This is a genomic window from Mesorhizobium sp. M2A.F.Ca.ET.067.02.1.1, assembly GCF_004023285.1.
GTDB lineage: Bacteria > Pseudomonadota > Alphaproteobacteria > Rhizobiales > Rhizobiaceae > Mesorhizobium.
Window position 1 is genome coordinate 1 of the sequence record NZ_RZSB01000918.1, and the last position, 2088, is coordinate 2088.

General features: G+C 64.1%; 1 protein-coding gene and 1 pseudogene. One reads left to right on the forward strand and one right to left on the reverse strand.

Annotated elements, in window-relative coordinates; genetic code table 11:
• Nucleotides 1-1056 (forward strand): annotated as a pseudogene (locus tag EOA28_RS33660) (hypothetical protein); the annotation flags it as partial.
• A 61-nt stretch (nt 1057-1117) separates the two neighbouring features.
• Here EOA28_RS33660 and tyrS read toward each other — a convergent pair.
• On the reverse strand, nt 1118-2088 hold a 971-nt coding region (gene tyrS, locus EOA28_RS33665; protein WP_128315742.1), incomplete at its 5' end, for a tyrosine--tRNA ligase.

The window sequence follows — 2088 nt, forward strand, 5'->3', positions numbered from 1 at the left end:
GCATTCAACATGGCAAAGTCCGGCAGCACAACCACGCTGTCGGATTTCGCTCTCGACGGAAAAAGCTTTTCGATCGACGGCAATGTGACGCTGGTCAACGGCGCGTTGTCTGCGGCCCGCTTCAGCAAGGTTGCGTTGAACCGAGGCGACGACGTTGCCGTTTCGGTCAAGCGCGCCGGCAAGAGCTACGCGGTCGACGTCAGCGGCGCGTCGCTCGACGCCCGCTCGCTGATCAAGCAGTTCACCTCCGATGTCGACACCGCCACCAAAGGCGCCGGCAGCGACGCGATCTCGGTGAGCGCCGATGTGGCATCGCTGACCGGTTTCCACGACGAGGTGCTTTCCAATCTGAAGCTCGAATACAGCGCGGCCGGATCGCGAGTGAACGGGCTCAACGTCACCGCCGCGGCAAGCTCGGGCGCCCCGATCACGATCAACAACACCACCAGCGAAGGCGGCCGGGTGCTCAGGGTGAAGTCGGCCGACGCCGGCGCGATCCTGCGTTTCCTCAACGTCTACGAGCATATGGAAGGCGGCGCGATCACGCTCTCGCTCTCGGGCGCCGCCGACGGGCCGATGAAGGGACAGGTGGATGCTCGCAACTTCTATGTCGTCAACGAGCCCAAGCTGGCCTCGATCGTATCGACCACGCCGGCCGGCGATACGCGCAGCCTGAACGAGGCCGTCAAGGGCAATATCGATACGTCCAGGGTGCAGTTCGAGCGCGGCTTCGCCGAGATCGACAAGGGGTCCGGCTATCTGAGGCTGGCGAACGGCCTGCTGCGCGGTCCACGTATCGGCACGACCTTCCAGGGAACGCTCTATGATCCGAACAACAACATGGACATGACCGGCACCTTCATGCCGGTCTACGGTCTGAACCGTATCTTCGGCGAATTGCCGCTGTTCGGGCCGCTGCTCGGCAACGGACGCGACCGCGGCCTGATCGGCGTCACCTACCGGCTGCGCGGCAATGCCAACAAGCCGACCCTCAACATCAATCCGCTATCGGTGGTGGCGCCCGGGATATTCCGCTCGATCTTCGAGTACCGGTAAACTCGATCCCGAAAAGCGGTCTCCGGTTCGGGAAGGACGGCGATCGAGAGGGCGCGGTCGATCAGATCGGCCGCACCAGCACGTGTTTCTTCTTGCCGAGCGAGAGCTTCACCACGCCTTCCGGGCCGAGGTCCAGGGACGTGACGATGCGCCGGTCGTCGGTCAAGGGCTGATCGTTGATGCGCACCGCGCCGCCCTGGATATGCCGGCGCGCTTCGCCGTTCGAGCCGGCCAGCCCGGCTGTTACGAACAGCGCCAGGATGCCGATCCCGGCTTCGAGGTCCGATTTGGCGACTTCGACGCTGGGCAGCGTGTCGGCGAGCGCGCCTTCCTCGAAGGTCTTGCGCGCTGTCTCGCTTGCCATTTCGGCCGCCTCGCGGCCGTGCAGCATGGCCGTGATCTCGGTGGCGAGGATTTTCTTCGCCTCATTGATTTCCGAGCCGCCGAGCTTTTCCAGCCGCGCCACCTCCTCCAGCGGCAGCGTGGTGTAAAGCTTCAAGAAGCGGCCGACATCGGCGTCCTCGGTGTTGCGCCAGTACTGCCAGAATTCGTAGGGGCTCAGCATGTCGCCGTCGAGCCAGACTGCGCCCGAGGCCGACTTGCCCATCTTGGCGCCGGACGAGGTGGTGAGCAGCGGCGTGGTCATGGCGAAGAGCTGTACGCCCTCCATGCGGTGGCCGAGGTCGATGCCGTTGACGATGTTGCCCCACTGGTCCGAGCCGCCCATCTGCAGCCGGCAGCCGACGCGCTTGTAGAGCTCGACGAAGTCGTAGGCCTGCAGGATCATGTAGTTGAACTCAAGGAAGGACAGCGACTGCTCGCGGTCGAGCCTGAGCTTCACGCTGTCGAAGGCGAGCATGCGGTTGACGGAGAAGTGCCGGCCGACGTCGCGCAGGAAATTGACGTAGTTGATCTCCATCAGCCAGTCGGCGTTGTTGACCATGACCGCGTCGCCGGGGCCGCTGCCGAACTTCAGGTAAGGCGCGAAATTGCGGCGGATGCCGACGAGATTGTCCTCGATGTCCTGTGGGG